Source organism: Burkholderia sp. MSMB1588, assembly GCF_001546925.1.
GTDB classification, from domain to species: Bacteria; Pseudomonadota; Gammaproteobacteria; order Burkholderiales; family Burkholderiaceae; genus Burkholderia; species Burkholderia humptydooensis.
The window spans coordinates 1,691,189-1,717,262 of record NZ_CM003770.1; the positions used below are offsets into that span (position 1 = coordinate 1,691,189).

26 protein-coding genes and 1 pseudogene are annotated in these 26,074 nt (G+C 68.2%); 13 read left to right on the forward strand and 14 right to left on the reverse strand.

Annotated elements, in window-relative coordinates; all coding sequences use genetic code 11:
• Window positions 1–170: 170 nt before the first annotated feature.
• On the reverse strand, window positions 171–521 hold the full coding sequence (locus WS92_RS35625) for a hypothetical protein (RefSeq protein WP_156442984.1): 351 nt from the start codon (window positions 519–521) through the stop codon (window positions 171–173).
• Between WS92_RS35625 and WS92_RS06740 the strand changes: the two genes are divergently transcribed.
• Complete coding sequence (locus WS92_RS06740) at window positions 477–2,141, forward strand: S10 family peptidase (RefSeq protein WP_015602780.1); 1,665 nt, start codon at window positions 477–479, stop codon at window positions 2,139–2,141. The two genes, WS92_RS35625 and WS92_RS06740, sit on opposite strands and share 45 nt — an antisense overlap.
• Window positions 2,142–2,262: 121 nt before the next feature.
• On the opposite strand, the gene WS92_RS06745 is transcribed toward WS92_RS06740, so the two are convergent.
• Window positions 2,263–3,486, reverse strand: a complete 1,224-nt coding sequence (locus tag WS92_RS06745; RefSeq protein WP_059930363.1) for an alpha-hydroxy acid oxidase — start codon at window positions 3,484–3,486, stop codon at window positions 2,263–2,265.
• Between the two features lie 99 nt (window positions 3,487–3,585).
• Here WS92_RS06745 and WS92_RS06750 point away from each other — a divergent pair, with 99 nt between their 5' ends.
• A complete protein-coding gene (locus WS92_RS06750; protein ID WP_006028932.1) occupies window positions 3,586–4,473 on the forward strand; it encodes a LysR family transcriptional regulator in 888 nt (295 codons plus the stop codon).
• Between the two features lie 111 nt (window positions 4,474–4,584).
• Here the strand turns inward: WS92_RS06750 and WS92_RS06755 are convergent, their stop codons facing one another.
• Both WS92_RS06755 and WS92_RS06760 read right to left on the reverse strand, forming a co-directional pair.
• Window positions 4,585–5,904, reverse strand: coding sequence for an MFS transporter (locus WS92_RS06755; RefSeq protein ID WP_015602916.1), 1,320 nt, complete (start codon window positions 5,902–5,904; stop codon window positions 4,585–4,587).
• A 263-nt stretch (window positions 5,905–6,167) separates the two neighbouring features.
• A complete protein-coding gene (locus WS92_RS06760) occupies window positions 6,168–7,865 on the reverse strand; it encodes a M4 family metallopeptidase (protein WP_059930365.1) in 1,698 nt (565 codons plus the stop codon).
• 192 nt (window positions 7,866–8,057) lie between these two features.
• Between WS92_RS06760 and WS92_RS34370 the strand changes: the two genes are divergently transcribed.
• Entirely contained in the window at window positions 8,058–8,294 is a 237-nt protein-coding gene (locus WS92_RS34370) for a hypothetical protein (protein ID WP_141667983.1), read from the forward strand.
• A gap of 26 nt (window positions 8,295–8,320) precedes the next feature.
• Here WS92_RS34370 and WS92_RS34375 read toward each other — a convergent pair whose 3' ends face one another.
• The 10 genes and pseudogenes from WS92_RS34375 to WS92_RS06805 form a co-directional block, all read right to left on the reverse strand.
• Window positions 8,321–8,569 carry a hypothetical protein gene (locus tag WS92_RS34375; protein WP_141667984.1) on the reverse strand — a complete coding sequence of 83 codons (249 nt, stop codon included), beginning with the start codon at window positions 8,567–8,569 and terminating at the stop codon, window positions 8,321–8,323.
• Window positions 8,551–8,988: a hypothetical protein gene (locus WS92_RS06765; RefSeq protein ID WP_015602968.1), complete on the reverse strand. Its 438-nt coding sequence runs from the start codon at window positions 8,986–8,988 to the stop codon at window positions 8,551–8,553. Before WS92_RS06765 ends, WS92_RS34375 begins: the two co-directional genes overlap by 19 nt.
• A 14-nt stretch (window positions 8,989–9,002) precedes the next feature.
• Window positions 9,003–9,917: a winged helix-turn-helix domain-containing protein gene (locus tag WS92_RS06770; RefSeq protein ID WP_059930367.1), complete on the reverse strand. Its 915-nt coding sequence runs from the start codon at window positions 9,915–9,917 to the stop codon at window positions 9,003–9,005.
• 569 nt (window positions 9,918–10,486) lie between these two features.
• Entirely contained in the window at window positions 10,487–10,687 is a 201-nt protein-coding gene (locus tag WS92_RS35630; protein WP_015603952.1) for a hypothetical protein, read from the reverse strand.
• Window positions 10,650–11,325: pseudogene (gene sctL / locus WS92_RS06780) on the reverse strand (type III secretion system stator protein SctL). Before sctL ends, WS92_RS35630 begins: the two are co-directional and overlap by 38 nt.
• A complete protein-coding gene (locus tag WS92_RS06785) occupies window positions 11,294–11,881 on the reverse strand; it encodes a type III secretion apparatus protein OrgA/MxiK (protein ID WP_059930369.1) in 588 nt (195 codons plus the stop codon). Before WS92_RS06785 ends, sctL begins: the two are co-directional and overlap by 32 nt.
• A complete protein-coding gene (gene sctJ / locus WS92_RS06790; RefSeq protein WP_059930372.1) occupies window positions 11,878–12,780 on the reverse strand; it encodes a type III secretion system inner membrane ring lipoprotein SctJ in 903 nt (300 codons plus the stop codon). The genes WS92_RS06785 and sctJ overlap by 4 nt, the downstream gene beginning before the upstream one ends.
• 4 nt (window positions 12,781–12,784) lie before the next feature.
• On the reverse strand, window positions 12,785–13,087 hold the full coding sequence (sctI, locus tag WS92_RS06795; RefSeq protein ID WP_015602803.1) for a type III secretion system inner rod subunit SctI: 303 nt from the start codon (window positions 13,085–13,087) through the stop codon (window positions 12,785–12,787).
• A gap of 59 nt (window positions 13,088–13,146) precedes the next feature.
• Window positions 13,147–13,416: a type III secretion system needle filament protein BsaL gene (gene bsaL, locus WS92_RS06800; RefSeq protein ID WP_009915466.1), complete on the reverse strand. Its 270-nt coding sequence runs from the start codon at window positions 13,414–13,416 to the stop codon at window positions 13,147–13,149.
• Window positions 13,413–14,690 carry a PrgH/EprH family type III secretion apparatus protein gene (locus WS92_RS06805; protein ID WP_059930375.1) on the reverse strand — a complete coding sequence of 426 codons (1,278 nt, stop codon included), beginning with the start codon at window positions 14,688–14,690 and terminating at the stop codon, window positions 13,413–13,415. Before WS92_RS06805 ends, bsaL begins: the two co-directional genes overlap by 4 nt.
• 486 nt (window positions 14,691–15,176) lie before the next feature.
• On the opposite strand from WS92_RS06805, the gene WS92_RS06810 reads away from it, so the two are divergent.
• Genes WS92_RS06810 through spaP form a run of 10 tightly spaced genes read left to right on the forward strand, consistent with a single transcriptional unit; the run spans window position 15,177 to window position 26,060 of the window.
• Complete coding sequence (locus WS92_RS06810; RefSeq protein ID WP_041862113.1) at window positions 15,177–15,842, forward strand: helix-turn-helix domain-containing protein; 666 nt, start codon at window positions 15,177–15,179, stop codon at window positions 15,840–15,842.
• 13 nt (window positions 15,843–15,855) lie between these two features.
• On the forward strand, window positions 15,856–17,751 hold the full coding sequence (gene sctC, locus WS92_RS06815; RefSeq protein WP_059930378.1) for a type III secretion system outer membrane ring subunit SctC: 1,896 nt from the start codon (window positions 15,856–15,858) through the stop codon (window positions 17,749–17,751).
• Window positions 17,748–18,923 (forward strand): type III secretion system gatekeeper subunit SctW, encoded by a 1,176-nt coding sequence (gene sctW, locus WS92_RS06820; protein WP_059930379.1) that lies wholly within the window; start codon window positions 17,748–17,750, stop codon window positions 18,921–18,923. Before sctC ends, sctW begins: the two co-directional genes overlap by 4 nt.
• Before the next feature lie 2 nt (window positions 18,924–18,925).
• Complete coding sequence (bsaQ, locus tag WS92_RS06825; protein ID WP_059930381.1) at window positions 18,926–20,995, forward strand: SctV family type III secretion system export apparatus subunit BsaQ; 2,070 nt, start codon at window positions 18,926–18,928, stop codon at window positions 20,993–20,995.
• A gap of 11 nt (window positions 20,996–21,006) precedes the next feature.
• Window positions 21,007–21,414 (forward strand): type III secretion system protein BsaR, encoded by a 408-nt coding sequence (bsaR, locus tag WS92_RS06830; RefSeq protein ID WP_009915457.1) that lies wholly within the window; start codon window positions 21,007–21,009, stop codon window positions 21,412–21,414.
• Window positions 21,411–22,739, forward strand: a complete 1,329-nt coding sequence (bsaS, locus tag WS92_RS06835) for a SctN family type III secretion system ATPase BsaS (RefSeq protein ID WP_059930383.1) — start codon at window positions 21,411–21,413, stop codon at window positions 22,737–22,739. Before bsaR ends, bsaS begins: the two co-directional genes overlap by 4 nt.
• Window positions 22,736–23,200, forward strand: coding sequence for a hypothetical protein (locus tag WS92_RS06840; RefSeq protein ID WP_059930386.1), 465 nt, complete (start codon window positions 22,736–22,738; stop codon window positions 23,198–23,200). The genes bsaS and WS92_RS06840 overlap by 4 nt, the downstream gene beginning before the upstream one ends.
• Window positions 23,178–24,410: a SpaN/EivJ family type III secretion system needle length determinant gene (locus WS92_RS06845; RefSeq protein WP_059930388.1), complete on the forward strand. Its 1,233-nt coding sequence runs from the start codon at window positions 23,178–23,180 to the stop codon at window positions 24,408–24,410. Before WS92_RS06840 ends, WS92_RS06845 begins: the two co-directional genes overlap by 23 nt.
• Window positions 24,407–25,381, forward strand: coding sequence for a type III secretion system cytoplasmic ring protein SctQ (sctQ, locus tag WS92_RS06850; RefSeq protein WP_059930446.1), 975 nt, complete (start codon window positions 24,407–24,409; stop codon window positions 25,379–25,381). The genes WS92_RS06845 and sctQ overlap by 4 nt, the downstream gene beginning before the upstream one ends.
• Complete coding sequence (gene spaP, locus WS92_RS06855) at window positions 25,371–26,060, forward strand: SctR family type III secretion system export apparatus subunit SpaP (RefSeq protein ID WP_006028899.1); 690 nt, start codon at window positions 25,371–25,373, stop codon at window positions 26,058–26,060. Before sctQ ends, spaP begins: the two co-directional genes overlap by 11 nt.
• The last annotated feature ends 14 nt before the right edge of the window (window positions 26,061–26,074 follow it).

Here is a 26,074-nt window from a genome sequence, read left to right on the forward strand (position 1 = left end):
CCGACGCATCGGGCACGCAGGTGCGCGGGCACGCGGGCTGCGGCGTTGCGGCGCTTGACGCCGGAGGCGGGGTGCCGGAGATTTTTGCTGTGCGGGACGGCCGGAGCTGGGCCCAGCCGCGGCGGTTCGGCGGCGCCGGTGCACGATGCACGGCACCCCCGACGAAGCGATCATCGCGCCGGCGGCGACGTGACGCGCCATAAGCGCCGCGCGGCCGGCGCGGCGACGATGATTTCGAATTCCCGGCTCGCCGTTGCGGCGATGCCGGCGCCGCAACGGCGTGTCGCCGCCGCTGCGGCGAAGCAGCAGTGAAGCAGCGGCGGCAGCGGCGGCAGCGCATTGCGCGAAGCCGGCCCGAAGCCGGCCCGGCGTGATTCGCCTTCCGCGGCGCGCACGCGGCCGGCGTTGGCGGCAAACGGCTTGGCACGATTGACGATTCGTTCATGCACCCTCAATAGAACAGAAGGAGCAGCACGATGAGCATCGATTCGACTTCTTCCGGCGGCGTGCAGCCGCTGCATCACGGCGCTTCGGCTTCGGTTCACGCGCCGCCGCCGATCGTCGTCACGCCGAAGGACGACGGCGATCAGCCGTTCTTCGACCCGCTCGCCTACGGCAACGGTCCCGACGATTCGGTGGCGGACACGACCGAGGCCGCGGCGATCACGCACCACACGATCCAGATCGACGGCCGCACGATCGCGTACACGGCAGCCGCGGGCCACCTCGTGACCGTCGACGCGAGCAGTTCGCAGCCGGCCGCGAAGATCTTCTACGTCGCGTTCACGCAGGACGGCCAGCAGGAGGAAACGCGCCCCGTCACGTTCTTCTACAACGGCGGGCCGGGCTCGTCGGCGGTGTTCGTGCTGCTTGGCTCGTTCGCGCCGCGGCGGATCCGCACGTCGATGCCGAGCTTCACGCCGCCCGCGCCGTACCGGATGGAAGACAATCCGGACAGCCTGATCGACAAGAGCGACCTCGTGTTCATCAATCCGGTCGGCACCGGCTATTCGGCAGCGATCGCGCCGCGCAAGAACCGCGATTTCTGGGGCGTCGATCAGGACGCGAACTCGATCAAGCAGTTCATCAAGCGCTATCTGACGAAGAACAACCGCTGGAACTCGCCGAAGTACCTGTTCGGCGAATCGTACGGCACCGCGCGCAGTTGCGTGCTCGCGTACAAGCTGCACGAGGACGGCGTCGACCTGAACGGGATCACGCTGCAGTCGTCGATCCTCGATTACCGGCAGGCGGGCAATCCGGTGGGCGCGCTGCCGACCGCGGCGGCCGACGCGTGGTATCACAAGCGGCTCGGCGTCGCGCCGGCGCCGGCCGATCTCGGCGCGTTCGTCGAGGAGGTCGCGCAGTTCGCGCGCACCGACTATCTCGGCGCGCTGCGCAAGTTCCCGCAGGCCGACGCGGCCGTCGTCAAGAAGCTGTCCGACTACACCGGCATCGACACGACGACGCTGCTGTCGTGGAGCCTCGACATCGCGGGCTACGACACGCGCGGCAACTCGCTGTTCCTCACGACGCTGCTCAAGGCGCGCGGCCTCGCGCTCGGCGCGTACGACGGCCGCGTGACGGGGATCGAATCGGGGATCGCGGGCAAGATCGATCCGAACTCGGGCGGCAACGATCCGACGATGACGGCGGTGTCGGGCGTCTACACGGCGATGTGGAACGCGTATCTGAACGAGCAACTGAAGTACACGTCGAACTCGTCGTTCACCGACCTGAACGATCAGGCGTTCAAGTACTGGGACTTCGGCCACATCGATCCGACGGGCGCGCAGCAGGGCGTCGATCCGAAGGGCAACGTGATCCTGTACACGGCGGGCGATCTCGCCGCGACGATGGCGCTGAACGTCGACCTGAAGGTGCTGTCGGCGAACGGTCTCTACGATTTCGTCACGCCGTTCTACCAGACGGTGCTCGATCTGCAGCAGATGCCGCTCGAGGCGCCGACGGTACGGCAGAACCTGTCCGCGCGGTTCTATCCGTCGGGGCACATGGTGTATCTCGACGGCGGCTCGCGCACCGCGCTCAAGCACGATCTCGCGCAGATGTACGAATCGACGGTGCGCGACACCGCGGCGGTGATGCGGATTCGCGCGTTGCAGGAGAAAAAGCGCACGTAGCGCGGCGCTTCGAAGCCGGCGGCGAGCGCCCGAAACGCCTTGGCAGCGGGGCGTTTTCGGGCGTTCGTGGTCATTTGCGGCAGCGTCTGGCGGCGCTTGGCGACGGAATCGCCCGCCGCCGTCAACGCTTGCGAATCAGCACATCGGGCGTCAACTGCTCGCAGCCGTTGACGCCGAGCATCGCCAGGTTCCGGTCCACTTCTTCCCGCAGCAGGCGAATCGCATGCGCGACGCCGGCTTCGCCCGCCACCGCCGCCGCATAGTTGAACGGCCGCCCGATGAACACCATCCGCGCGCCCAGCGCCAGCGCCTTCAGCACGTCCGAGCCGCGGCGAAAGCCGCTGTCGATCATCACCGGATACCCGTCGCCGACAGCCTGCACGACGTCGCGCAGGACCCGCATCGGCGATACGGCGCCGTCCAACTGGCGGCCGCCGTGATTGGACAGGATGATGCCGTCGGCGCCCGCTTCGCGCGCGATCAGCGCATCGTCGACGCTGAGCACGCCCTTGATCACGAGCTCGCCCGTCCATTGCTCGCGGATTTGCCGCACGTGCGCCCAGTTGAGGTGATCGCGCGCGGAGAAATCGCGCAGCACGTTGGCGGAAAGAATCGGCGCGCCGCGCGTCGCAAACGAATTCTCGAAATGCGGCATGCCGTGCGTGAGCAGCGTGCGCGCGAACGTGCGCAGCAGCCAGCGCGGCCGCGTCAGCCCGTCCCAGAAAAGGCGCGGGCTTGGGCGCAGCGGCGTCGAAAAACCCGTGCGCACGTTGTTTTCGCGGTTCGCGGACACAGGAATGTCGACGGTGACGACGAGTGTCCGGTAGCCGGCGCGCGCGATGCGCTCGACGAGCGCGCGAATGCGGCCGGCGTCGCCCGGAAGGTACGCCTGGAACCACGTGTCGGGCGCAGCGGCGGCCACGTCCTCGAGCGGGATCAGCGACGAGCCGCTCATGATCGACGCGATCCCCGCGCGCTGCGCCGCGCGCGCGAGCACGACGTCGCCGCGATACGTCGACAGCGCATTGATGCCCATCGGCGCGATGCCGAACGGCGACGCGTAGCGCCGGCCGAACAGTTCGACGCCCTGCTGCCGCTGCGAAACGTCGCGCAGCACGCGCGTCACGAAGGCGTATTCGTCGAATGCCGCGCGGTTGTCGTCGCGGGTGCGGTTGTCTTCGGCCGCGCCGCTGACGTAGCCGAAGATCGGGCGCGGCAGCGCGCGGCGCGCCTTCGCCTCGAAGTCGTGCAGGCTCAGCACGTCCCGCAGGACGCGCGGCGGCCTGGCGGCGGCGCTTGCCGCAGGCCGGTTCTGTTCGACGATCGGGGAGGTAACGGTGCTCATAGTGGGCTTTCCTGACGCGACGCAGCCATTCTATGCAGCCGAGGCATCGATAAAAAGCGATAATCTTCAAACGAAATCGTTCGATAAAAGCGAAGAATCATGGCAACTCCGACGCTCAAGCAACTGGACGCCTTCTACTGGGCGGCGACCTGCGCCAATTTCTCGACCGCGGCGCAGCGGCTTCATCTGTCGATCTCGTCGTTGTCGAAGCGGATCAACGAGTTGGAGCAGGCCGTGGGCCGCACGCTGTTCGACCGCAGCGGCCATCGCGCGGTGCTGACCGAAGACGGCGAAACGCTGCTGCCGGCCGCCGTTCGCGTGCTGGAATCCGTCGCGGCGCTGCAGGACGCGTTCGCGGAAGACAAGGGATTGACGGGCCGCCTGCGCTTCGGCGTGGGCGAGCTGTCGGCGCTGACGTGGTTGCCTCGCTTCGTCGCGGCCGTGCAGAAACTGCATCCGCAGTTGAGCCTCGAGCCGTACGTCGACGTCGGCGCAGCGCTCGAAGAGAAGGTGGATGCGGGCGAGCTGGATTTCGCGGTGATCGCGGGCCGTTCGTCGCGCGGCAGCATCCAGTCGCAGCCGGTGACGGAAGCCCGGTTCGCGTGGATGGCCGCGGAAAAACTGGCGGGCGGCGAGCGCACGTTGACGCCGGCGTTGCTCGCGCGCCATGCGCTCGTCATCCTGCCCTCGGGCTCGGGCGTTACGCGCATCCTCGACGAATGGCTGCTCGCGTGCGGAATCAATCATCCGCGACGCATCGCGTGCAACAACTGGAGCGCGGTGGCGGGCATGCTGCGCGAAGGCGTCGGCATCGGTTTCCTGCCCACCGGCTGGGCCGATGCGCGAACGGGCGGCGGCCTCGTGCAACTGACGAGCGAGCCGCCGCTGTCGCCGCTCCACTATGCGTTCCAATGGCGGCGCGGCGACATGCGCGGGCTGATTCCGTCGATGCTGGCGCTCGTGCGGCAGCACGCGGATTTTCGCTGAGCCGGCGTTCGGTGTGCGTCGGGACACGTCGCGTCGCGTCCCGTCGCTTCGCGGCGCAGCGGTGCGGGAATCAGCGCGGGAATCGGCGCAACGCACGACGACGAACCGGATTCAATCCCGGTCGATGCAGGACACGGCCTTCGGATCGGGCATCCATAGATAGCACAGCAGCGACACCAGCACGCACGCGGACACGTACCAGAAGAACCAGGTCTCGTGGCCGATGCTCTTCGTCCACAGCGCGATGTACTCGGCCGTGCCGCCGAACAGCGACACCGTGATCGCATAGGGCAGGCCGACGCCCAGCGCGCGGATCTCGACCGGAAACAGCTCGGCCTTCGCGACCGCGCTGACCGACGAATAGAGGCTGACGATCAGCAGCGCCGCCGAGATCAGCGCGAGTGCGCCGCCCATCGTCTTCACCGTCGTCAGCGCGCTGAAGATCGGCACCGTGCACAGCGTGCCGAGCACCCCGAACGCGATCAGCAGCGGGCGGCGGCCGACGCGATCGGACAGGCTGCCGAACACCGGCTGCATCAGCACGAACGCGATCAGGCTGATGACGGACACCATCGACGCGTCCGCCTTGCTCATCCCCGCGCTGTTGACGAGGAATTTCTGCATGTATGTCGTGTACGCGTAGAACGCGACCGTGCCGCCGAGCGTCAGGCCCGCGACGATCAGGCAGGCGCGCTTGTGCCGGAACAATCCGGCGACCGACGCGCGGCTGCGCCGGCTCTGCCGGTGCTGCTCGAACGATTCCGTTTCTTCCATGTTCCGGCGCAGGAAGATCGCGACGCCCGCCGCGAGCGAGCCGATCAGGAACGGAATGCGCCAGCCCCAGCTTTCGAGTTGCGCGGCGCTCAGGAAGAATTGCTGCAGCGCGACCAGCACCGCCATCGCCAGCAACTGGCCGAGCGACAGCGTCGCGAACAGGAAGCTCGAATAGAAGCCGCGGTTCGTCTTGTCGGCCATCTCGCTCAGATAGGTGGCCGAGCTCGCATACTCGCCGCCGAGGCTCAAGCCCTGCAGCAGCCGCGCGGTGACGAGCAGCACGGGCGCCGCGATGCCGATGCTGGCGTAGCCGGGCGTGAGGCCGATGATCAACGAACCCGCGCACATCGCGAGCACCGAAATCAAGAGCGCGGCGCGGCGCCCCTTGCGATCCGCGTACAGGCCGACCAGCCAGCCGCCGATCGGCCGCATCACGAAGCCGACGGCGAAGATCGCCGCGGTGTTGAGCAACTGCACGGTCTGGCTGCCGGACGGAAAGAAGACCTTCGCGAAATACAGCGAAAACGCCGAGTACACGTACCAGTCGTAGTACTCGATCAGATTGCCGACCGATCCGCTGAAGATCGAGCGAAGGCGGGCGAGGGTCCCGGCTGGCGGGGAATAGGGGGCAGTAGCAAGAGGGCGGACTTGCGACACGTGATGTCTCCGGTTTCGATTGTCTTCATTGCCCGTGCGCATGCCGGCGCCGGACGGCGGCGCGCGTTCGGGTGCAGCAAGGGTAAGAGGAGGAGGCAATCGGCGGAAAGCGAAATAATCGGAACAAGTTTGTTCGCTTTTGTGGAAGCTTCCGCGAAGAGACAAGCCGGCGGCGAGGCTGGGCCCCGTATCGGCCGGGCCCCGTATCGCGCCGCGGGCCGGACGCGCCGCGCGACTGTTGCCGCGCGGCCCGCGACGCGCCGTCAGTTCACGCCGGCGGCGCTCCACGCTCGCGCGACCGTTGCGCTTTCAACCGAATTCGCGCCGTACAGGTCGTTCGCCGCCTGGATCGACGCGCGACGCGCGCTCGGGTAGCTGGAGTAGGTGGTCAGGTACAAGGTCAGCGTCCGATACCAGATCTTGCCCGCTTTGTCGCGGCCCAGGCCGCCGAAGCCGGTGTCGCCGTTGCAGACCAGTTGGCTCTTCGACAGCCCGGTATCGGTCGACGGCGTGACCGGGCCTTCCGCCAGCAGATAGAAGAACCGGTTGCCGACGCCCGACGTGTAGTGCGGGTCGTGGCGCGGATTCATCCACGAGAAGCCGCCGGACGGATAGCAACTGTACGACCGGCCGTCGAGATCCTGCTTGTACATCTTGCGCAGGCCGCCGCTCGTGATGCGCGCGCCGATCACGTAGTTGCCCGGATCGTTCGGATTGTTCGCGTAGTACTTGACGAGCGTGCCGAAGATGTCGGACGTCGATTCGTTGAGGCCGCCCGCGTCGCCCGAGTAATTCAGGTTCGCGGTGGCCTCGGTCACGCCGTGGCTCATCTCGTGCCCGGCCACGTCGATCGACACGACAGGCTTCGGCAGGCGCGTGCCCGGCTCGCCGTCGCCGTACACCATCACGCGCGACGACAGCCATGCGGCGTTCGCGCCCGTCGTGCCGCTGCCGGTGTCGAACACGACGTGCGCGTAGCTCTTCACGCCGCGGCCGTCGTTAAAGATGCCGTTGCGGTTGTGCGTGGCCTTGTAGTAGTCCCAGGTCAGCGCGAGGCCGTAGTCGATGTCGGCGGCGACGGTTTGCCGGTCGCTCGTCGTGTTGTTGCCCCACACGTTCGTGCTGCTCGTGAAGATCGGCAGATCGGTGGACTGCTCGACTTCGTCCGAGCTCAGGCCGCGGCCGTCGTACACTGAGCCGCCGCCGCGGGTCGGATCGAGCAGCCGGTACGCGTTCGTGCCGGTCTGGTCGGTCGTCAGCGACAGGTTGCCGTAGTACAGCGAACGGCCGGTGCCCGTCACGGAGGCGGTCTTGATGAGGTCCTGCGCGTCGAGCACGCTGCCCGTGCGCGCGTCGATGTAGTAGATCACGGCTTCGCCGTGCGCGTCGGTCGCCTTGCCGTACACGCGCACCGCATAGGCGAGCGTGGGCGCGGCGTCGCGCGCGAACACGACGAGCGCCGCGCCGTCGACGCGGCGCACGTCCGCGCCGAAACGCTTCGACGCGACGCGCAGCGCCGCGTCCGCGCCCACGTCTGGCGCGTTGCGCACCACGAAGCGCTCGCCGATCTTGCCGATCTTGCCCGCGAGATCGATCGGTGCGAGCTGCGTGAGGCTCGCCTGCTTCAGCCGCCCCTGGCTCGAATGGACGACGACGTCGCCGCCGATCACGGACAGCCCCGCGTAGAAGCGGTCGAAGCGCACGTGCTCGGTGCCGTCGGGGTCGACGATCACGTCGCGCACCTGGAACTGGTCGCCGTCCGCCGGCGCTTTCGCCTGCACGCCAGCGAACTTCAGCGTGCGCGCGGCGCTGCCGGCGGCGAGGTTGAAGGTGGACGGGTTCTGCTGGATCAACTGCAGCGCGCGGTCGGCCGCGGCCTGCGGATCGTCGGCTTGCGCAAACGCGCTGACACACGCGAGGGAAATCGCGGTGATCGACAGCAGGCAAGATAGTTTCTTCATGTAATCCCCCAGATAATGAATGATTGCGTGATTATTCAAAATGCATTAACTGCAAGCATTAAACATGAGAGGTACCTTTGAACTGCAGAGGCATGCTAGGAGGCCAATTCAATATTTACAAGATATTTACCAAAAAATTAATGTTTCATTGTTTCGGTGTGAATCGAGTCAGGCGTTGGTGAGGAATCTGAAATGATCCTGTGCGGCGCATCGGGCGCGCCGCCGATGTCGAGCCGCCGGCGCGCGCCGGGCGGCAATCGCGTGGTGCGGGCGGCGGGGCGGCGCTGCTCGCGAGGCGGCTCGGTGGAATGCGCGGCGCGCATGCGGGCCGCCAACGGCGGTCATATTCAGTTTTTCTGGATATTCAATTGGATTGTTGATGGTATTTTTTGTGAATATTCCATTGATTCGCGAGGATCTGATTGTTAACCCGGATTGCCTGAGTTTTGAATTTGTCAGCGAAGATCGGGCGAATGAGTGGCGCGCCGAATGGCGATATTTGTCCGGAAGGATGAAATGGCGCGGCGGCCGATGATGCGGAAAAACGACGCGCCGCATGATGCGATGGCCGCCGGCACGGCGGACGGCGGCGCGATATTGTCGCGACGGGCTTGCGCGGTGATCGATTGGCCGCGCGAGGACCGAAAGCCGTTCGCGGCGACGCGATGCGAAGCGAAGCGGCCGCTCAGGGCTGCGCGACGCACATGCCGGCGCGATCGTCGCCCGTCTCGACGATCCACGCGTTCGACGCGAGCTTGCGAAAGCGCAGGTCGATTTCGTCGCCGACGTCAGGCAGCGCGGACGGCAGCGGCTGCGACGCCGCGCTGTCGCGCGCCGTATAGGCGACGTGGTTGACGCGGCACAGCAGCGAGCCGTCGCCTCTGAAGAGCGTTTGCAGCGAGCCGCTGCGATCGATGGACAGGTTCACTTTCTCGTGCTCGAAGCAACCCGACACGTGCACGCGGTGCACGTCGAGCCAGAACGACGTCGACAGCGTGGCCTGACGCGTCACGCCGTCCTTGCTCAGCACGAAGCGCGGCTGGCGGATCACGCATTTGCTGCGCGGCAGGTCGCGATACGCGCCGACCGTGACGTACCAGGCCGTCCATCCGCTCAGCACCAAGACGCACAGTGCGATCAGTTGCTCTTTTCGAAGAAATAGGCTTGGCACAGTTCAGGCGTTTCGTAGATGGATTCCGGGCATACCGCGAGCCAGTCGTTCGATCCCAGCTCGATCTCGTAGACGAAGCTGCCCTTGAGCGGCTTGACGTCGATGGCTTTCAGCAGATCGGGTTGGTTCATGCGGCCGTCGGAGAAGTAGTGGATGCCGTCGATGGTTCGCGTGAAGCGGAACCGGAAGGTGTTGTCGCGATGCCGGAACGTCTGCCACGTGAGCACGCTCGCCCACGCCGCGAGCGTTACGTAGATCGCGAGATACGCCGCTCGGCGCCGTGGCGATCGCGCATGCGTCGCGCGCGTGGCGGGCGGCGGCGGCGCGGGAGTCGCGCGCGGCGTAGTCGATGTATCCGGCGCATGCGGTGCGTCCGGCTCGTTCGATGCGATCGGTGCGATCGGTGCGGCAAGCGGGGCGTGTGCTGCGTGCGCGTCGGCCGGCGCGGCGGCGGGCTCCGGTTCGGACGAAGCGGGCGCGGCATGCGCATCCGAAACAGGCGGCGATTCGTCGAGCGGCTCGGCGAACCCGAGGAAGCGAAGGCCGAGCCGCGGCAGCGTCTTCACTTGCGTGGGCGGGATGCCTTGCTCGTCGAGCTTGACGCGCAGCGCGCGCACGAGCTGGTGATAACTGCCTTCCGTGACGAAGAGCCCCTTGCTCTCCCAGATGTGCTCGATCACGGCCTGCTTGCTGGCCGTGCCCTGCATCAAGATGCAAAGCAATTCGGTTTCGTTGGCGGTAAGCGTGGTGACGATGTCGCCGCGAGAAAGCGTCATCGCTTGACTATCGAATATGACACTGCCGTCGATCTGGTACTTGCTCAAAATATGGCGTTTCTCACTGTTTGAAAAGTCATTCGAAGGCGATGTGAATCGCCTCATATGGGCCGACTCGAGCGAGTGCGCGTCGAATTGCGCATCGTGCGTATTTCTTTTCGAGTACTGACCAATGGCGGCGCGTGTGGAAGCCGCGCTGCCGCGCCGTTGGGCGGCATCTGCGTCAATCCGTCGCGGAGATCCGGATAAAGCGAGCGGCGTATGGCGCCCCGATAGTGAATGGTCCTAAAGCGTTTCTTGTGACCTCGACAACAGACAGATGCTGCATTATCTTTTACGAAATTGTCGTAAGCAATTATTTAAGAATAGTGCTCAATTGTGTGTCTCGGCGATTCAGCTCGAATGATGCCGAAGTTCGGTGTGCGAATTGCACGATTTCAATGGGAAATTGCGCTTGAAAAGCGCCCGGCGAGAAAAAAGAGACGCCGCGGGAATCGATGAGAGAAGGTGCGCCGGTGCATGTGGCGCATGCGTTTCGTGGTCGATGCGTCACGTCGTCTTTTTCGTGCGGCGTGTGCGACGAGGGGGGATGCGCAGCGATGCCGGGGGCGGCATCGCGAATCACGCGGTGCGAATGCGAATGGGGGAGCGGCGGGGGAAGGCGGCGCTCGCCATCACCAACTGCCGTTGCCGTCGAACGTCGGGCAGGCGCTCGGATCGTCGGGGTCGGGGAACATCACCTGCTGCTTGAAGTCGTCGATCAGCCATCGCCTCATGATCTCGTCGAGCGGGGTGGACGGCTTCGGTGCGTCGCGCTCCGTCGAACGATCGACGGCGTCAGTCTGCGCGTGTGTCGCGGTTTGCAAGGGCGTCATGGCATGGGCTCCTGTTCGGTTGAAGTGTCGGCGGTCCCGGCTGCCGCGCGGCACGCGGCGAGCGCCGCATCGCAAAGCTCGTGTGCGATGTCGCGCGGATCGAATTCGAGAATGGCCTCGTCCGATTCGACGACGAACGTTCGCGTGTCGGCGACGACGACCTGCGCCGACGGATACGCGTCGTTCAGGCGTTCGCGTATCGCGGGCGCGATCCGCTTCGCGTGCGCCGGCACGGACACGCGCAGCGGGCGGTCGGCCGCGCACGCGCGCCGGCTCGCGAGCGCGCCGGCGATGCGCAGCAGCAGATCGGGATCGTCGAGCAGGCGTTCGAGCGAGCAGCGGACATCGTCGACGACGCGTTCGAGCAACGTCGCCCGCTGCGCGTCGATCCGCTCGATGCAAGCGGCGACTTCCGCGATCGCGCGGGCGAACCCGGCTTCGTAGCCGGCCGTCGCCGCGCGCGCGCGGCATGCATCGGCGTCGCGTTCGGCGTCGCGCACGAGCCGTTGTGCGCGGCGCCTCGCTTCGTCGAGCAATCGTTCGGCGCGGGCCGCCTGCGACAGCGGCGCGCGCTTGAGCAGCACGCCGGCCAGCGGCGCGAGCGTGTCAGGAAACTGGCGCAGGGTCGAGGAGCGCATGATTCACCGCGAAGGAGAAGAGCGTGGGAGACGAGGCGCCGCACGCATCGTCGCGCGCGCCGCCCAGTTCGGAGGCGAGCCGCGTCGCATGCGCGCGCGGGAACAGCAGCGGCAGCCGCTGGCGCAGCGCACGCGGCGCGTCGCGCAGCGCGGCCGCGACGCACGCGGCGCCGGCCGCGACGATCGCGTCGTCGTCGGGCGCGCCGGCGCACGCGGCTTTAGGCACGGCCGCGAGCGGTACGCACAGAAAGCGCTGGCTCGACGCATCGAGCCGCACGTAGCGCCCGTGCTCGACGAGCGCCGCGCGCAGCCGCTGCACGCCGATCAGGAACGCGATGCGCGGCAGCCGCGCCCAATGGTCGACGCAGGGCGCCGCGAGCGGCGCGCCGCGCCAATCGCAATCGATCGAGGTGTCGAGGCGATGATGATCGATCAGCCACTGGTTCGCGACGTCCGCGGGCACGCGCGCGAGGTCGACGCCGGCGATCGTCCGATGATCCGGATGCGCATAGCCGAGCGGGCCGTACATCACCTGCATCAATGCGTGCGGATTCATCGGCGCGCCTCCGGCGGGGCGCCGCGCGACGCGTGCGATGCATCCGGCGCGTTCTCCGCGTCGAAGTGCGCGGCCGTGTCGGGTGCGTCGAGTGCGTCGATCGGGGCCGGCGCATCGGTGATGTCCGGCGCGGCCGCGCCGACCGGCCCGTCGGGCGCGGTGCTCGCCGACGCGTCGCGCGCGGCGGCGGCGCGCCTGCGGCGCTGGCAGGCGAGCCCGCCCGCGGCCGCCGCCGCGAGCGCGACCGGAATGGCGGCGAGCCAGTAGAGCCACGCGGCGCCCGCATGCGACGCCGGCGGCGTCGGCGCGCCGCGGAACAGCGACGGCGCGCGATACAGGATGACCGAGATGTCGTCGTAGTCGATGTTCGTGAAGCTGTTCTTCACGAACCGCTTCACTTCGCTCACGAGGATGTCCGCGTTCACGTCGTTGCGATACGTGAGGAGCGCGGCGACGTGCATCCGCGCGTCGGGCTTGCCGCTGTCGGACGGCTTGAGCGGATAGCTCACCTGCACGCGCGCGCTGACGACGTTCTGCAGCGCGGCGAGATTCTGCTCGAGGCGCTGTTCGACGGCCGACAGCAGCCGCGCCTGCTCGGCCTGCGGCGACGCGACGAGCGCGTCGGCCGGAAATGCCTGCGCGATCTGCACGCGCGCCTGCGACGGCAGGTTGTATTGCCGCAGCAGATCGACGGCGGTCGGAAAGTCGGCCTGCTCGACGCTGACCGCATAGCCGGTCTTGCCGAGGTCCTCCTTGCGCACGGCGAGATCGTGCGCCTGGAGCACCGCGACGACGTCGTTCGCCTGCTGCTCGGTCAGGTTCTTCAGCAACTCCTGCTGGTTGCACGCGGCGAGCAGCAGCAGCGCCGGCAGCAGCGAGAAAGAGACGAATCGCTTCATCGCGTCATTGCGCCTTGACGAGCGTCTCCACTGCCGAGACGGCCTTGCGCGCGAGCGTGCTCGCGAGCGACATGTAGATGTTGTAGTCGGACAGCTCGGTCTGCAGCGCGATCAGCTTCTCCGGATGCGCGAAGTCGACCGGATCGGCGAGCCGCGACTCGATGCTCGCCTTCGCGACGTTCGACTTGTCGTTCGCATCGGCGAGCGTTTGCTTCAGGATCGCGTCGAGCGTCGCCGGCCGCTCGGGCGATTCGATTTCGCTGAGCTGCGGCAGCGCGGACACGGCGTGCGGATTCATGATGTTCATGATCGTTCGGACCGGCGCGGCGCGGCTCGCGCCGCGTCGCCCCATAGAGGAAGTGAGGGTTAGCGGAAGTTCGAGACGATCGACGAATCGATGTCCTTCATCGATTTGACCGCGCTGCTCTGCGCGTTCCGGTACAAGTTGTATTCGGACATGATCATCTGATAGTTCGCGAGCGCCGTCGGGTCGCTCGGGTTCTTCGTGAGGTTCGCCTGCGCGTCCTGCAGTTGCTGGTTCAGATCCTTCACGCCGGTGTCGAACGCGCGGCCGATGCCGGTCAGGTAGCCTGACCACTCGTAGTCGGCCAGCAATGGAGTCGGGGAATTGCTCATCGGAAATGTGCTCCTTCCAGGGGTTGCGGGAAATACCAGGACGCGTGATCGAGCAGCACGTAGCCGTCGCCGCCTTCCCGATAGGATTTGCCCTTCAGCCAGTCGGTGCGCAGCGCGATCTTGAAGTCGACGCGGCGCGTGCCCCACTTGTGGCCGAACGAGCGCATGAGGTTTTGCAACGCGGCGAGCTCCTCGTCGCCGAACGACGTCGCCACCTCGAACGACGCGCCGCCTTGCCGCGCGAGCAGCCGGTAGCGCGCGCCCACCTTGTCGAGCGCGTTGCGCGCTTCCTGCTCGATCGCGCCGAGGCTCGCGTCGATCACGCGGACGTCCTGCACGTAAGGCGCCGCGCGCCGCAGCTCGCGGACCGCGCGTTCGCGCGCGGCCGCGGGCAGGCGGTCGGTGACGATCAGCTCGGGGCGCTCGGGCGCGTCGAGCCGCACGGTCACGAAATCGATGCCGGCTTCGTCGAGCCGGCCCTCGATCCGCCGCCGCTCCGCGCCGATCACGGCGACCTCGACCCGCTCCGGCAGCGCCGCCTTCAGCAGCGCCTCGCGGTCCCATTCGGCGCCGTCCTGCGACGCGCTCAGCACATAGATCCGGCCGTCGTCGCCTGGCAGGATCGCGTTGCGCGCGGGCGCGCCCGCCAGCACGCCGTTCACGCTCGCGAGCTTCTGCGCGCCCGCATAGCGTTGCACCTGCCAATACGCCAGCGCCGCGAGCGCGCCCCCCGCGACGAGCACTGCGCCCAGCTTGAGCGCGAAGCGCGATATGCGCTCGGGGGGCTCGGCGGCGGCGTCCGACGCCCGCGGGCGCAGCGCGTGCGGCTCGGGCTGCGGCGCATAGTGCACGACCGCGTCGCTCCATCCGTCGCCCTGGCGCTTGACCGCGAACGCGACGTCGCCGGCGCGGCAGACGGTATTGAACGCCGCGCATTGCGTGACGCAACCGTCCGCGGACAGAAAATCGACTTCGAAATCGCCGCGCGCGGCGTCGCCGGTTTCCGCCATTTGTATCGCCCGCCCCGGCAAGCGGGGAAAACGCAGGCGAAAATTCGGCGAACCGGCCCGATGCGGGATATACAGCGTATCGACCGCATGCTCCAGAAAATGATCGGCGCGATTTTCCGGTTTCCCGGCCGGACGATCGTCGACCACGTGCTCGCCGACACAGAAAAATAGTTCGCCCGACGGAATCGCAATGTCCGATCCGAAAAGCGGGCCGAACAGGATTCGAAGCTGCAGGCTTTCATGTCCGGGATCTGGTTTATTCATCTCGGTGATTTTCCAAGGCGGCCTGGACGACAAATGGCCCGATGATGGATATGCCGTTCGTTCGATCGATTCCGTTGCCGTCGATCGTGAATCGGATAATCGGATTCGAATCGGGCGACTGCATCGATCGGGATCTTGGCTGACGCGCCGGAATCCGGCTCGATGACCGGAATGTACCGCCGGGCGGACTTCTGCACCATGAATGGCCCTGAATAGTTCTGAATGGAAATATGAAAGAAGATTATTGTCAGATGAATCTATCTGATTTTCGTGAGATTTTATAAATCGCCGAATTTTTGCTTGATCAGAATGTGACACCTGATTAATCTGCGTTCCCGGAAAGGCCGCGAAATGCATGGGCGATATTTCACGGACAATATCGAGGAGTGCGCGATGGCGAATCGATTCAATAAATTCGATTGCGTGGTGGTTTCACCAGGAAAATCCAGATTATTTACGGGGCCGGCAATCAGGCTGATCAGGCCGATCACGGAAAACGCGAAACTGGACGTATCGTTCGGCGCGGCGTCCCATGCCGTTTCGATCGACAAGGATAAATCGGCGCTGGTCGCCGGCGCCGGTCAATTCAAAATCGCGTCGCGCGAAGGCGCATGGCGTTTTCATGACGTGCCGTTATTCGAGGCGGCGAAATTGCTCGCTTTTCTGGAAAGCTGCGCGAAGCCGAATGGCGCAGGACGCGAATATCGCGCGGGCGTGCCGGACGGCGCGGTGATCGACGCGCCGGGCGACCTGAGCATCTGGAAATTCGACCGGTGGCTGATCGCTCGCGTGATGGGCGCGCCGCACGCCGCCGATCCGCTGCTCGCGTTCCTGCGCGCGCAGGAGAGCTACGAACTCGTGCGCTTTCTGCTGCGCGAGCGCGCGAGCCCGCAGCCGATCGCCGCGCTCGCCGCGCGCTACGGCGTATCGGAGCCGCACTTTCGGCGGCTGTGCCGGCAGGCGCTCGGCCGCGGCCTGAAGCGCGAGCTTCGGCAATGGCGCGCCGCGCAGGCGGTGCTCGAAGTCGTCGAGAGCCGCGACAGCATGACCGAGGTCGCGATGAGCAACGGCTTTGCGTCGTCGTCCCACTTCTCCAGGGAAATCAAGGACTTGTTCGGCATTTCGCCGTGCCGGTTCCGCCGCAGGACATGAGGAGCCTGAACCGATGATGTATGCCGACACGGCCAGACGACACGCAGCCGCGCTCGCCGCATCGCTGCTGATGACGGGCGCGGCGCTCGCCGCGCCGACCGACGCGGCGCCGCCCGCCGACTCGGGCGGGCCGCCCGTGCTGCTCGATGCGGCGGACGGCGGCGCGCGCGCCGCTGCGCAGCCGGCGGGCGTCGCGCCGCAAGACGGCGAGCGCCATTTCGTTGCGAACGACGCGAGCATCAGCGTGCTGCTCAACGCGCTGTCCGGCCGGCTGCGCAAGCCGATCGTCGCGAGCGACAAGGTGCGCCGCAAGCACGTGACGGGCGAGTTCGACCTCGCGCGTGGGCGCGCGCTCCTCGCGCAACTGGGCGAATCGATGTCGCTGCTCTGGTACGACGACGGCGCGTCGATCTACATCTACGACAACTCGGAGATCAAGAACGCGGTCATATCGATGCGCCATGCGACCGTGCGCAACCTGCGCGACTTCATCCGGCAGACGCGGCTCTACGACCCGCGCTTTCCGGTGCGCGGCGACGACCTGAGCAACACGTTCTACGTGACGGGCGCGCCCGTCTACGTGAATCTCGTCGCTGCCGCCGCGCGCTATCTCGACGAGGTGCGCTCGAACGAGGCGAGTGACAGACAGGTCGTGCGCGTCGTGCAGCTTCACAACAGCTTCGTCGTCGATCGCCAGTACGCGCTGCGCGACAAGGAGATCGACATCCCGGGCATGGCGACCGTGCTCGGCCGGATCTTCGGCCCGGCGCGGCCGGGGGCGCCGGCGATGTCATCCGCCGCGCCGGCCGCGTCGGTCGCGTCGGTCGATGCGGCGGCGCGCGGCGGCGCGGGGGGCGCAATCGGCAAGACCGCGTTCTCGCTCGCCGACGCATTGCCCGCGCCGCTCGATGCCGGCAACGCGCCGGGCGGCGCAGGCTCGCCGGATTCGGCGCACCCGACGAGCGCCGCGAGCCCGATGGGCGGCCCGTCGGGCGGTGTCGCGGTGCCTGCGTCGGACGGCGTGCGCGCGGTCGCGTATCCGGACACGAACAGCGTGATCCTGGTCGGCCGGCTCGACAAGGTGCAGGACATGGAGGCGCTGATCCGCTCGCTCGACGTCGAGAAGCGGCAGATCGAGCTGTCGCTGTGGATCATCGACATCCGCAAGAGTCGGCTCGACCAACTGGGCATCGATTGGCAGGGCGCGCTCAATGCGCCCGGCATCGGCGTGGGCTTCAACAATCGCGGCGGCGGCAATGTGACGACGCTCGACGGCACGAAATTCCTCGCGTCGGTGGCGGCGCTCAGCCAGACGGGCGACGCAACGGTGATCTCGCGGCCGATCGTGCTCACGCAGGAGAACGTGCCGGCGACGTTCGACAGCAACCAGACGTTCTACGCGAAGCTGATCGGCGAGCGCGCGGTGCAACTCGATCACGTGACCTACGGCACGCTCGTCAACGTATTGCCGCGGCTCACGCGCGATGCGTCGCAGGTCGAAATGATCGTCGACATCGAGGACGGCAACACCGACGGCGCGACGAGCGACGGCCAGATCGTCGTCGACAACAACGCGATGCCGCTCGTCAACCGCACCGAGATCAACACGGTCGCGCGCGTGCCGCGCGAGATGAGCCTGCTCATCGGCGGCAACACGCGCGACGACGTGACGCGCCGCACGTTCAGGATTCCTGGGCTCGCGAGCATCCCGTTGATCGGCGGGCTGTTTCGCGGGCATTCGGACCGGCACGAGCAGGTCGTGCGCGTGTTCCTGATCCAGCCGAAGCTGCTGCGCGCGGGCGCGGCCTGGCCCGACGGGCAGCCGTGGGAATCCGGCGATCCGTCGGACAACGCGACGCTGCGCGCAACCGTGCAGATGCTCAAACCCTACATGGACGACAGATCATGAGCTCGATCATCGGCGGCGCATCGGCCGCGCGGCGCGGCTTTTCTGTCGACGGCACCGGCGCGGCGAACCGGCTCGACGCCGAGCCGTCGCTCGACGAAGCGCCGCAGGCGCCGGCGGCGGGCGCGGCCGGCGTCGACGCGCAGCTCGCCGAGCTCGACGGAGAAGCCGCGAACGCCGCTGCGCAGTTCGGCCGGTTCCGCGCGTCGGAGCGCAAGGGGCGCCGCAGCGACGATCTCGAACGGATACTCGACACGGACGCCGACGAGAAGCTCGACGAGCTTGCCGCGCTGCTCGGCCGCCAGAGCCTGCCCGACGGCCGCGCGACGCGCGGCCGCGCGGACCTCGCGGCGCTGCTGCGCGACGCGCGCGAGCGCTTTCGCGACGAGAGCGATCTGCTGCTCGCGCTGCGCGAGCTGCGCCGGCGGCGCCGGCTCGACAGCGAATCCGTCGACGTCGTCGAGCGCGCGATCGAGGAACTGCTCGCGGGCGACGGCAACAAGCGGATCAAGGCGGGCATCAACGCGGCGCTGAAGGCGAAGGTGTTCGGCGCGCGCATGCAGCTCGATCCGCGCCGGCTGCGCGAGCTGTACCGGCAGTTTCTCGAGTTCGACGGCTCGTATCTCGTCGTCTACGAAGACTGGATCGAGCAGTTCGGCGCGGGCCGGCGCAAGCGGATTCTCGACTACGTGAGCGCCGCGCTGTCGTACGACATGCAGTCGCACGACCCGAGCTGCGGCTGCGCGGCCGAGTTCGGGCCGCTCCTCGGCACGCTGCATCACGCGCGGCTGCTCGCGTCGGCCGACGAGCTGTTCGTCGGCCGGCTGCTCGACGATGCGCTCGCGCGCGATTGCGGGCTCACCGAGGCGCGCGCGCTCGCGACGATGCTGGGCGGCCTGCAGCGGCCGTTCTCGGTCGCCGACGTGCTGCTGCGCACGCTCGGCGATCTGCTCGAGCCGCTCGCGGCCGAGCGCCGCTCGCAATTGCTGCAGCTCGCGCTGCGCGCGTTCGCGGGCGTGCCGATCGCGCTCTACGGCGACGCCGACGCGCGCCGCGCGGCGCTCGGCGCGCTCGAGGAGCTGATCGGCGCGACGTATGCGCGCGAGCGGCGGCAGGCGCGCGCGCGCGCGGACGGCGGCTCGCGCGCGGCGCCTTTCATTCGATCCGGTCGATAGCCATGCTGAAGAATCTCCTGCTCAAGGCCCAAGCGCGCCCCGAACTGATCGTCCTGTGCCTGATGGTGCTCGTGATCGCGATGCTGATCGTGCCGCTGCCGCCCTATGTGCTCGATTTCCTGATCGGCCTGAACATCGTGACGGCGCTGCTCGTGTTCATGGGCTCGTTCTACATCGTCAACATCCTCGAATTCTCGACGTTTCCGTCGATCCTGCTGATCACGACGCTGTTCCGGCTCGCGCTGTCGATCAGCACGAGCCGGATGATCCTGCTCACGGCCGAGGGCGGCAAGATCATCACGACGTTCGGGCAGTTCGTGATCGGCGACAACCTTGTCGTCGGCTTCGTCGTGTTCGTGATCGTGACGATCGCGCAGTTCATCGTGATCACGAAGGGCTCGGAGCGCGTCGCCGAGGTCGCGGCGCGCTTCTCGCTCGACGCGATGCCCGGCAAGCAGATGAGCATCGACGCGGACCTGCGCGCCGGCATCATCGACAACGAAGGCGTGAAGGCGCGCCGCTCGGCGCTCGAGCGCGAGAGCCAGCTCTACGGCTCGTTCGACGGCGCGATGAAGTTCATCAAGGGCGATGCGATCGCCGGCATCGTCGTCATCTTCGTGAACCTGATCGGCGGCATCTCGGTCGGCGTGATGCAGCACGGCATGTCGGTGTCCGACGCGCTCACGACCTACACGATCCTGTCGATCGGCGACGGCCTCGTCGCGCAGATCCCGGCGCTCTTGATCGCGATCGGCGCGGGCTTCGTCGTCACCCGCGTGAGCGGCTCGGGCAACAACCTCGGCGCGAACATCGTCGGCGAGCTGTTCTCGAACCCGTTCGTGCTCGCCGTCACGGCCGTGCTCGCGCTCGCGATCGGCCTGCTGCCCGGTTTCCCGCTCATCGTCTTCCTGCTGATCGCGCTTGCGCTCGGCGCGCTGTACGTGCGCCGCGAATGGCGCAAGCCGGGCGAGCTGGCGCGCGAGGGCGGGCTCGTCGGCAAGGTCGCGGGCGCGCTGTCGGGCGGCGGCGCGACGCAGTCCGCCGCCGCCGTGGACGACGTCGACATCGACAAGCTGATCCCCGAGACGGTGCCGCTGATGCTGATGGTGCCCGAGGCGGCGCAGCCGATGTTCGAGCGGGACGGCGTGATCGGCGCGTTCAGGCGGCGCGCGTTCGTCGACATGGGGCTGCGGCTGCCCGACATCCGCGTCGTGTATTCGCCGCAGGTGCATCCGCGCGAGGCGATCGTGCTGATCAACGAGATCCGCGCCGCGACGTTCGCGATCTGCTTCGACAGGCATCGCGTGATCGGCTCGACGCTCGCGCTCGAAGGGCTGCCCGTCGACGTCGTGACGCTGCCGGACGGCGCGGGCGGCGACGCGTGGTGGGTGCCGGACTCGCAGACCGGCGCGCTCGCGAAGATCGACGTGCTCACGCGCCCGGCGATCGACGACCTGTACGGGCAGTTTCTCGCGGTGATGCTGAGCAACGTGTCGGAATTCTTCGGCGTGCAGGAGGCGAAGCGCCTGCTCGACGACATGGATCGGAAGTATCCGGAGCTCATCAAGGAAAGCTATCGGCACATTTCGGTGCAGCGGATCGCCGAGGTGTTCCAGCGCCTGCTTGCCGAGAAGATCTCGATCCGCAACATGAAGCTGATTCTCGAATCGCTCGCGCAATGGGGGCCGAAGGAGAAGGACTCGATCCTGCTCGTCGAGCACGTGCGCACGGCGCTCGCGCGCTACATCTCGAATCGCTTCGCGGCGGGCGGCAAGCTGCGCGCGCTCGTGCTGTCCGCCGAGTTCGAGGACGCGGTGGGCCACGGCGTGCGGCAGACGTCGAGCGGCGCGTACCTGAACCTGGAGCCCGCGACGAGCGAGCAACTGCTCGACCGGCTCGCGCTCGAGCTCGCGCGCGCGGGCTTCTCGCAGCGCGACATGGTGCTGCTCGCTTCGATGGAAGTCAGGCGTTTCGTCAAGCGGCTGATCGAGAGCCGCTTTCCGGAACTGGAGGTGCTGTCGTTCGGTGAAGTGGCCGACAGCGTCGCAATCGATGTGTTGAAGACGGTCTAAGGAGAGAAACGATGAATGTGGATGTCGTCATGCTCGTCAAGGAAAGCATGGAGAAGATGGATTGCGGCAGCGCGATCGCGGGCGAACTGGATGCGCACGCGCCGATCTGCATTGCCTTTCATTCGATGCCCGAAATGTTCGTCGAGCGCGACGGCGAGCACGTGACGATCTGGAGCCGGCTCGACTGCGCGGGCGAGAGCCAGCTCGCGCGCTGCGCGTTCGATCTGCTCGCGTATCAGTTGCCGCGCGGCTCGGACGCGTTCGCGTCGCGCCGGCCGCTGCTGTCGCTCGTCGACGATGCGCTCATGCTGCACGGCCGCGTCGAGCCGCGCTGCCTCGCCGACGCCGACGGCTTCACCGAGGCGCTCGAGACGTTCTACGCGGACCTGTGCGCGATCAACGAGATCCTCGCGCGATGAAGGCCGCCGGCGATCCGCTGCGGCTCCTCGCGCGGCGTGCGCATCCGCGCCGCATCCAGGGGCCGATCATCGAGGCGCCGCTGCCGGACGTCGCGATCGGCGAGCTGTGCGCGATCCGCGCGTCGGCGGGCAGCGACACGGTGATCGGCCGCGCGCAGGTGGTGGGCTTCGGGCGCGACACCGCGATCCTGAGCACGCTCGGCAGCACGGCCGGGCTGTCGCGGCAGGTCGCGCTCGTGCCGACGGGTGAGCGGATGACGATCGACGTCGCGCCGGCGATGCTCGGCGCGGTCGTCGACGCGACGGGCGGCATCGTCGAGACGTTCGGCGCGAAGCGGGAGGCGGGGGCGGAGGGGGCGGCGCGCGCCGCGGCGCCGCGCCGCCGCACAATCGACGCCGCGCCGCCCGATTACGCGGCGCGGCGCCCGATCGAGCGGCGGCTCGCGACGGGCGTGCGCGCGATCGACGGGTTGCTCACGTGCGGCGTCGGCCAGCGCATCGGCATTTTCGCGGCCGCGGGCTGCGGCAAGACTTCGCTGATGAACATGATGATCGAGCATGCGGCGGCCGACGTGTACGTGGTCGCGCTGATCGGCGAGCGCGGCCGCGAGGTGTCCGAGTTCGTCGAGCGGATGCGGCGCTCGGGCAGCCGGGACCGGACGGTCGTCGTGTACGCGACGTCGGATCGCTCGTCGGTGGACCGCTGCAACGCGGCGCTCGTCGCGACGACGATCGCCGAGTATTTCCGCGATCTCGGCTGCGACGTGATGCTGTTTCTCGACTCGATGACCCGCTACGCGCGCGCGCTGCGCGACCTCGCGCTCGCGACGGGCGAGGCGCCCGCGCGGCGCGGCTATCCGGCGTCGGTGTTCGAGCAGTTGCCGCGCCTGCTCGAGCGGCCGGGGCGCACGGAAGCGGGGAGCATCACCGCGTTCTACACGGTGCTGCTCGAAAACGAAGAGGAGCCCGATCCGATCGGCGACGAGATCCGCTCGATCGTCGACGGTCACGTGTATCTGAGCCGGCAGCTCGGCACAAAGGGGCATTTCCCGGCGATCGACGTGCTGAGGAGCACGAGCCGTCTGTTCGACGAGATCGCGCACGCGCCGCATCGCACGGCCGCGATGCAGTTCCGGCGGCACCTCGCGCGCATCGACGAGATGCAGGTGTTTCTCGATCTCGGCGAGTATCGGCGCGGCGAGAACCCGGAGAACGACGACGCGCTCGACAGGCGGCCCGCGCTCGATGCGTTCCTGCAGCAGGCAATCGACGAGGCGTCGGCGTTCGACGACACGCTCGAACGGATGCGCGAGGCCGCGTCATGAAGCGGCTCGACGGCGCGCGGCGGCTGCTCGCGGTGCTCGAGCGGCGCGGCGATGCGCTGCGCCGGCAGGCGGCGCGCGAACGCGACGCGCTCTCGGCGCTCGACAGGCAGATCGCCGAGCGATGCGCGACGATCGCGCGCCTGCGCGAGCGGCTCGCGGCGAGCGCGCCGCCGAAGCCGTATGCGCGCAGCGAGCTGATGCGCGTGCGCGGCAAGCAGGCGGTGATCCGTTACGAGATCGCATGCAGGGAGATCGAGGCCAGCGATCTGCGCGAGCGCCGGCAGGCGGCCGAGCAAGCGTTGCGCGGCAGCCAGGCCGCCGCGCTCGCGCTCGAGCGGCGCCGGAACGCGCATCGCGACTGGCTCGCGCGGCGCAGGATCGAAAACGAGCGGCTGCGCGAATCGGCCGCTGATGCGGACATCACGGAAGGAGCAGGTCATGGGTTCAACCATCAGCATTAGCGCGCCGATCGCGGCGGGCGTCGAGCCTGCCCCGCGCGCGCAGACGCCGGGCGGCGGACAGGCGTCCGATTTGCAGCGCGCGTATCGCGAGCAATGCGGCAAGGTGCTCGACAAGCGCGACGACGGGTGCGACGACGGACGTGATGGCGACGACGCCGAAGCCGGGCGCGTCCACGCGAGGAAAAGGGCAAAGCGCAACGGCGAGCCGCCGGTTGCGGCGGTTGGGATGCCCGCACCGCATTCGGCGCGGGACCGGGCGATCGCGCTGCGGTTCGGCGGGGCGCGAGGCGGCGCGAACGCGCGTGTCGCGGGCGTCGAAGCGGGCGTCGAAGCGCATGTGGCTGACGGCGCGCGCACGCGCGTCGAGCCGCGCGACGAAATCGCGCCGCGCCGCGCCGCGCCGATGCGCGGCCACGCGCCGGCGCTCGGCGTGGTTCGCGCGACGGGCGAGCGAGCGCCCGATGCTTCGACGGCCGACGCGCGCGCGCCGCAAGCGGCGGCCGACGTCGCGCCGCCGTCCGTGCCGACGCAGGCGCAACGCGCGGCGCAACGCACGCCGGACGGCATCGTGCGCGACACGGCGGCCGGAGCTTCGCGGCATTCCGCGATGGCGGCGGACGCCGCGGCGTCGCGCTCGCCGGCGCTGCCCGCCGCGCGCTTGCCGGCCGCGACGATCGCCGCTGCATCGGCTATGTCGGCTGTCTCGGCCGCATCGTCGACCCGACGCCCGACGGCCGCCGCTTCGCCGGGCGCCGCGCGCGAACGCGTCGACAGCGACGATTCGAACCGCGCGGGCGACGCATCGCTCGCCGGTTTCCCGCGCGCCTTTCAACCGCAGGCGTCGATGCGTGCGGCGGAGCCTGCCGCGCGCGCGCACGACCCGTCGCGCGCCGCGCGCCAACGCGCGCAGGCCGGCGCGGCGCAAACGGACGCGCGCGACGTTCGCGACACGCAAGGCACCCAGGTGCGCTACCGCTTCAACTCATGGGACGGGCGGCCCGCGGTCGAGTTGCGCTTCGATCCCGGCTGCGCGCCGCGCGTCGTCAGCGCACAGCCGAGCCACGAGCGCGTGCAGCGCGCGATGGAGTACGGCGTCGATCGGCTGACGCCCGGATGGACCGTCGAATTCGATCGGCAGCGCGCGGATGACGACGGCGGCCGTTCGCCGTGGCGCCGCGCGCGGCAGGAGCCGGAGGCGGACGAACGATGAGCGCGCGCTACACGCTGTTGCGGCGCGTCGCGCCCGCGGAGCTGCCGCTGTACCGGAGCGCGCAGGCGCTGCGCGCGGGGGGCGAGTACGCCGCGCTGCGCACGATCGCGCCGCCGCGCGGCTATGCGGCGCTGCGCGCGACCTGGCGGGGCGTCGAGCACGACGGCTGGGTCGACGTCGACGATCTGATGCGCCGCCGCTACCCGGCGCTCGGCGCGCTCGCGTGGCGCGCGCTCGACAGGCGCTACGCGCTCGATCTGCTGAGCGGGCGGGACGCGGCGGCCGAGCTGCCCGCGCCGCCGGGCGGCTGGGCGCACGTGCGGCTCGTCGATCTCGTCGAGCGCAAGCTGCCCGCCGAGCCGCTGCTGTGCTTCGACGCGCCGGGCCGCGTGCGCGCGCTGTTCCGTGCGTTTCCGAGCGAAGCGCCCGCGCCGCGCGCCGCTGCCGACGTCGGCGGCGTGCCGCTCGCGATGCGCTTCGCGATCGGCGTCGCGCGCCTGCCGCTCGCGCTCCTGCCCGCGGTCGCGCCGGGCGACGTGTTGCTCGTCCGCGCGCCGCGCAACGTGGTCAGGATCGGCGCGTATGCGCTGTGTGAATTTTGCTGGGAAGGAGAAAACATCATGCTGAACGAACCCCTGACCGAACCGGCGATCGACGATCCGCACGACGATCTGCATGACGAACCGACGACGGCGGACGCGCTGCCGGACGCATCGCCGCAGGCTTTCGACGTCGCTGCGCTGCCCGTCACGCTGGAGTTCGTGCTGCACGACGAGCGCGTGACGGTCGCGCAGCTCGCCGGCTGCCATCCGGGCCTGGTGCTGCCGCTGCGCGGCGCGCCGGGCGAGGTGACGATTCGCGCGAACGGCCTGCCGTTCGGCCGCGGCGAGCTGATCCAGGTCGGCGAGCAGTTGGCGGTCGAGGTGAAGGCGCTCTGGCGCGCGAAGCCGGCGGCATGCGATGGCGAATAACGAAATCGCGCTGATCGTCCTGCTGGCGGCGGCGACGCTCGTGCCGTTCGTCGTCGCGGCGGGCTCGTGCTTCATCAAGTTCTCGATCGTGCTCGTGCTCGTGCGCAACGCGCTCGGCATCCAGCAGGTGCCGTCGAATCTCGCGCTCAACAGCATCGCGCTCATCATGTCGCTGTTCGTGATGATGCCCGTCGCGCAGAGCGCGTACCGGTATCTGCAGCACCATCCGCTCGACGTGATGAACGGCGCGTCGGTCAACGATTTCATCGACGGCGGCCTCGGCGGCTACAAGCGCTATCTGACGCGCTACTCGGACCCGGCGCTCGTGCGCTTCTTCGAGCGCGCGCAGGCCGCGCGCCTGAAGAGCGACGACGCCGACGCAGCCGATGCGGACGTCGCGGGCGACGGGCCGGACGGCCTCGACAACTCGCTGTTCTCGCTGCTGCCCGCGTACGCGCTCACCGAGATCAAGAGCGCGTTCAAGATCGGCTTCTACCTGTACCTGCCGTTCCTCGTCGTCGACATGGTGGTGTCGAGCGTGCTGCTCGCGCTCGGGATGATGATGATGAGCCCGGTGACGATCTCGGTGCCGATCAAGCTGATCCTGTTCGTCGCGATGGACGGCTGGACGCTGATCTGCAAGGGCCTGATCGAGCAGTACCTGAACCTGATGCAATGACCGCGCCCAGGCGC

Excerpts from the sequence above, each read along its gene's own strand:
- WS92_RS06770 (WP_059930367.1), bottom strand. The coding sequence starts at position 9,917 with ATGAGGCGATTCACATCGCCTTCGAATGACTTTTCAAACAGTGAGAAA.
- WS92_RS34370 (WP_141667983.1), top strand. The coding sequence starts at position 8,058 with ATGATCCTGTGCGGCGCATCGGGCGCGCCGCCGATGTCGAGCCGCCGG.
- WS92_RS06785 (WP_059930369.1), bottom strand. The coding sequence starts at position 11,881 with ATGAATCCGCACGCATTGATGCAGGTGATGTACGGCCCGCTCGGCTAT.
- sctI (WP_015602803.1), bottom strand. The coding sequence starts at position 13,087 with ATGAACATCATGAATCCGCACGCCGTGTCCGCGCTGCCGCAGCTCAGC.
- bsaL (WP_009915466.1), bottom strand. The coding sequence starts at position 13,416 with ATGAGCAATTCCCCGACTCCATTGCTGGCCGACTACGAGTGGTCAGGC.
- sctC (WP_059930378.1), top strand. The coding sequence starts at position 15,856 with ATGATGTATGCCGACACGGCCAGACGACACGCAGCCGCGCTCGCCGCA.
- WS92_RS06740 (WP_015602780.1), top strand. The coding sequence starts at position 477 with ATGAGCATCGATTCGACTTCTTCCGGCGGCGTGCAGCCGCTGCATCAC.
- WS92_RS06840 (WP_059930386.1), top strand. The coding sequence starts at position 22,736 with ATGAAGCGGCTCGACGGCGCGCGGCGGCTGCTCGCGGTGCTCGAGCGG.
- spaP (WP_006028899.1), top strand. The coding sequence starts at position 25,371 with ATGGCGAATAACGAAATCGCGCTGATCGTCCTGCTGGCGGCGGCGACG.
- WS92_RS06760 (WP_059930365.1), bottom strand. The coding sequence starts at position 7,865 with ATGAAGAAACTATCTTGCCTGCTGTCGATCACCGCGATTTCCCTCGCG.
- WS92_RS06845 (WP_059930388.1), top strand. The coding sequence starts at position 23,178 with ATGGGTTCAACCATCAGCATTAGCGCGCCGATCGCGGCGGGCGTCGAG.
- bsaS (WP_059930383.1), top strand. The coding sequence starts at position 21,411 with ATGAAGGCCGCCGGCGATCCGCTGCGGCTCCTCGCGCGGCGTGCGCAT.
- WS92_RS06745 (WP_059930363.1), bottom strand. The coding sequence starts at position 3,486 with ATGAGCACCGTTACCTCCCCGATCGTCGAACAGAACCGGCCTGCGGCA.
- WS92_RS35625 (WP_156442984.1), bottom strand. The coding sequence starts at position 521 with ATGCAGCGGCTGCACGCCGCCGGAAGAAGTCGAATCGATGCTCATCGT.
- bsaQ (WP_059930381.1), top strand. The coding sequence starts at position 18,926 with ATGCTGAAGAATCTCCTGCTCAAGGCCCAAGCGCGCCCCGAACTGATC.
- sctW (WP_059930379.1), top strand. The coding sequence starts at position 17,748 with ATGAGCTCGATCATCGGCGGCGCATCGGCCGCGCGGCGCGGCTTTTCT.
- WS92_RS35630 (WP_015603952.1), bottom strand. The coding sequence starts at position 10,687 with ATGACGCCCTTGCAAACCGCGACACACGCGCAGACTGACGCCGTCGAT.
- sctQ (WP_059930446.1), top strand. The coding sequence starts at position 24,407 with ATGAGCGCGCGCTACACGCTGTTGCGGCGCGTCGCGCCCGCGGAGCTG.
- WS92_RS06805 (WP_059930375.1), bottom strand. The coding sequence starts at position 14,690 with ATGAATAAACCAGATCCCGGACATGAAAGCCTGCAGCTTCGAATCCTG.
- bsaR (WP_009915457.1), top strand. The coding sequence starts at position 21,007 with ATGAATGTGGATGTCGTCATGCTCGTCAAGGAAAGCATGGAGAAGATG.
- sctJ (WP_059930372.1), bottom strand. The coding sequence starts at position 12,780 with ATGAAGCGATTCGTCTCTTTCTCGCTGCTGCCGGCGCTGCTGCTGCTC.
- WS92_RS06750 (WP_006028932.1), top strand. The coding sequence starts at position 3,586 with ATGGCAACTCCGACGCTCAAGCAACTGGACGCCTTCTACTGGGCGGCG.